Source organism: Halomonas sp. 707D4 (assembly GCF_024158685.1).
In the GTDB taxonomy this organism is placed as follows: Bacteria; Pseudomonadota; Gammaproteobacteria; order Pseudomonadales; family Halomonadaceae; genus Vreelandella.
In genome coordinates this window covers 1-3,446 of sequence record NZ_JAMZBD010000343.1, presented here as the reverse complement: position 1 = coordinate 3,446, position 3,446 = coordinate 1, and the positions used below count along the sequence as shown (strand labels likewise).

Here is a 3,446-nt window from a genome sequence, read left to right as displayed (position 1 = left end):
GTCAGGGTGAACCGTAGCCCCGCTCCGTTTGCCATCGTGCTGCTCCTCGGCCATCCACTCATCGATTGAAAACGATAAGAATAATGATCTGGGCAGACACTTCAATTCAGAGAGGCACGAAGCGCAAATGGCTTACAAGAAAGTAAGAGATCGCTTACAAAACCGAAGTAATCTTCACCGTAGCGTCTTTGTCATGCAAAGATCATCGCCATGACAGCAAGCAGCAAAGGGGCATGAAGCGCTACTCCGACGGCCGATGGCTCAGCGCCAGAATCCGCTGGGCGAGCGCGATCATCTCCGGGTCGCCGGTGTGCTTGTCCGGTACGTCCGAGAGCTTGATGACCGGCAGCCACCCCTGGCCTTCCGGGCGCGCCTTGACCATCTTGATCACCATGTTCATCGGCTCGAGGCCCACGTCGTTGGTGAAGTTGGTGCCGATGCCGAAGGCGGTGCCGATGCGCCCTTCGCAGAACGACTGGATGCGCTCGACCTTCTCCGGGGTGAGCGCATCGGAAAAGATGATCGACTTGGTCTGCGGGTTTACCCCCAGGCGCTTGTAGTGCTCGATGGTCGCCTTGGCGAACTCCACCGGGTCACCGCTGTCGTGGCGCACGCCGTCGAAGAGCTTGGCGAACTTCTTGTCGAAGCTCTCGAAGAACGCCCGCGAGGTGAAGGTATCGGTCAGCGCGATGCCGAGATCGCCGCGGTAGACGTCCACCCAGTGCTCCAGCGCCAGGCTGTTGGCCATCTTGAAGCCGAAGCGCGCGCCGTGGAACATGAACCACTCGTGGGCGTGGGTGCCGATCGGCTTCACGCCGTGGCGCATGGCGAGATAGACGTTGCTGGTGCCGGTGAAGGCCTCGCCGCCGTAGTGGCGCAGCGCCCCTACCACGCGGTCGTGTACCGCGAACGAAAAGCGCCGCCGGGTGCCGAACTCGGCGATCTTGAGCCCTAACTTGCGGTAGTGCTCGATCTTCTCCTTGGTACGCTGCTCGATCAGCGCATCGGTCTCGCTGGCCACGCGTTCGCCGCGCAGGCGATACCACAGCTCGCTGATCAGCGACATCAGCGGCACTTCCCACAGGATGGTGCGATACCAGGGGCCCTCGATGATCACGGAGACCTCGCTGCCCTGCTGCTCGATAATCACTTCCGACGGGTCGTAGCGAAACCCGGCCAGGAAATCGAGGTAGGTAGGATCGAGATACGGGCAGGTGGTTTCCAGATAGCGCTTCTCTTCCTCGCTGAGCGTCAGCGAGGCCATCTTGTCGACTTCCTGGCGCAGCGCCACGCCGAACCCTTCGGGAAAGCGATGCTCGCCGCGATTGATGAACGCGTAGTGAGCGTGGGCGTAGGGAAAGCGCTTGATCACGGCGTTCTGCATGGTGATCTTGTAAAAATCGTTATCGAGAAGCGATGTCAGCATGGTGTCTCATCGTCAGCAAATACTGGGTGCCGCAGCAGCGTTTCCAGGCCATCCTGGCGTGGGCTGGCCGACAAGATTAGCAGGTGAAGGGCGCCGCTCACAGCCCGCCGCCTGGCCGCGCCCGTTTTGCGCCTGCCAGACCATCGCGATATAGTGCCAAGTGCCCGCCCTTTCTACCCTTTTTCACCGTTTTTCGGAGCGCTCATGAGCCTACCCGCCCCGCTCGACCCCCTACGCCTGCCGCTTCACGGCAGCCGGTTGATCGAAGCGAGCGCGGGCACCGGCAAGACCTTCACCATCGCGCTTCTATATGTGCGCCTGGTGCTGGGCGCGCGAAGCCCGGACGACGACACCGCTCACCCGCGTCCGCTGACCCCGCCGGAGATCCTGGTGGTCACCTTCACCAACGCCGCGACCCAGGAGCTTCGCGAGCGCATTCGCGGGCGGCTGGTGGAAGCGGCGGCGGTGTTTCGCGGCGCCCTCGAAGACGACCTGCTGTGCGCGCTTCGCGCCCGCTACGACGAAGCCGCCTGGCCCGCCTGCGCCCGGCGCCTGGAGCTGGCCGCCGAGTGGATGGACGAAGCGGCGGTGTCGACCATTCACAGCTGGTGCTACCGCATGCTGCGCGAGCACGCCTTCGACAGCGGCAGTCTCTTCTCGCTGAACCTGGAGAACGACCAGCGCGAGCTGACCCAGGAAGTGGTGCGCGACTACTGGCGCACCTTCTACTACCCGCTGGACGTGGACGCGCTGGGCCACATCACCCGCTGCTGGACCTCACCCCAGGCGCTGCACGACGAGCTGGTAAGGCTGCTGGCGGATGCCGAGGCGCTGGGCGAGCCGCGCCCGGCGCCGGAGGAGATTCTGACCGCCACCGAGGCCCGAAAAGGTCAGGCGCTGGCGACGCTGAAGGCCCCCTGGCCCGCGTGGCTGGCCACGCTCGAAGAAGCACTCGAGACGGCGGCGAAGGCCAAGGCGTTCAAGGCCCAGAGTTTCAACGCCAAGAGCCGCGCCAGCTGGCTGGGCGCTCTGGGCGAGTGGGCCACGACCGATCAGGAGCGCCCATCCCTCACCGAGGCCGCCTGGAAGCGCATGACGCCAGACGGCATGGCCGAGATCTGGAAGGAGGGCGCGCCGCCCTGCCCCAATGCGTGGCAGGCGCTCGAAGCGCTCAAGCCCGCCCTCGAGGCGCTGCCCGACCCGCGCAACGACCTGCTGGTTCACGCCGTGCAGTGGTGCAAGGTGCGCCTGGAGCGCGAGCAGCAGCGCCGCGCCGAAATGGGCCCCACGGAGCTTCTCACCTACCTGGACCGCGCGCTTCAAGGCCCCAACCGCGAAGCGCTGGCCGCCCAGATCCGCCGCCAGTTCCCGGTGGCGCTGATCGACGAGTTCCAGGACACCGACCCGGTGCAGTACCGCATTTTCGATGCGGTCTACCAGGTAGCCGCGCCCAACCGCGAGAGCGCCGTGTTCCTGATCGGCGACCCCAAGCAGGCGATCTACGCCTTTCGCGGCGCGGACATCTTCACCTACCTGCAGGCCCGCACCGATACCGCCGGGCGCCACGTGACGCTCTCGACCAACTTTCGCTCGAGTCGCGCCATGGTCGAGGCGGTCAACCACTGCTTTCTCCACGCCGACGCGCACCCGCGCGGCGCCTTCCTGTTTCGCGACGAGCACGGCGACAACCCGCTGCCGTTTCTGCCGGTAGAAGCGCGCAGGCGCAAGGAGCGCCTGGTGCACGAAGGCGCGCCGCTTGCCGCGATGACGCTCTGGCCGCTCGCCAGCGACGAGCCGCTCTCCAAGACCGCCTATCAAACCGAGATGGCCGAGCGCTGCGCCTCCTACATGACCGAGCTGCTGGTGGCGGGCCGCCAGGGCAAGAGCGGCTTCGAAAGCGAGCAAGGACTCACCCCGCTGAAACCGTCCGACATGGCGGTGCTGGTCAACGGCATGACCGAGGCGCGGGCGATTCGTCAGGCGCTGGCGCTGCGCGGGGTGAAGAGCGTCTATCTCTCGG

Annotated in this window: 2 protein-coding genes; one reads left to right on the top strand and one right to left on the bottom strand. The window is 65.4% G+C overall.

Features of this window, described 5'->3' with window-relative positions; genetic code table 11:
• Positions 1 to 241 precede the first annotated feature (241 nt).
• On the bottom strand, positions 242 to 1,426 hold the full coding sequence (gene pncB, locus BIS11_RS13300) for a nicotinate phosphoribosyltransferase (protein WP_253426405.1): 1,185 nt from the start codon (positions 1,424 to 1,426) through the stop codon (positions 242 to 244).
• Between the two features lie 204 nt (positions 1,427 to 1,630).
• Here pncB and BIS11_RS13295 point away from each other — a divergent pair.
• The coding region (locus BIS11_RS13295; RefSeq protein WP_253586243.1) for a UvrD-helicase domain-containing protein at positions 1,631 to 3,446 on the top strand (1,816 nt) is incomplete at its 3' end.

Bases quoted from the DNA above. Each gene is read 5' to 3' on its own strand.
- pncB (WP_253426405.1), bottom strand. From the start codon at position 1,426: ATGCTGACATCGCTTCTCGATAACGATTTTTACAAGATCACCATGCAG.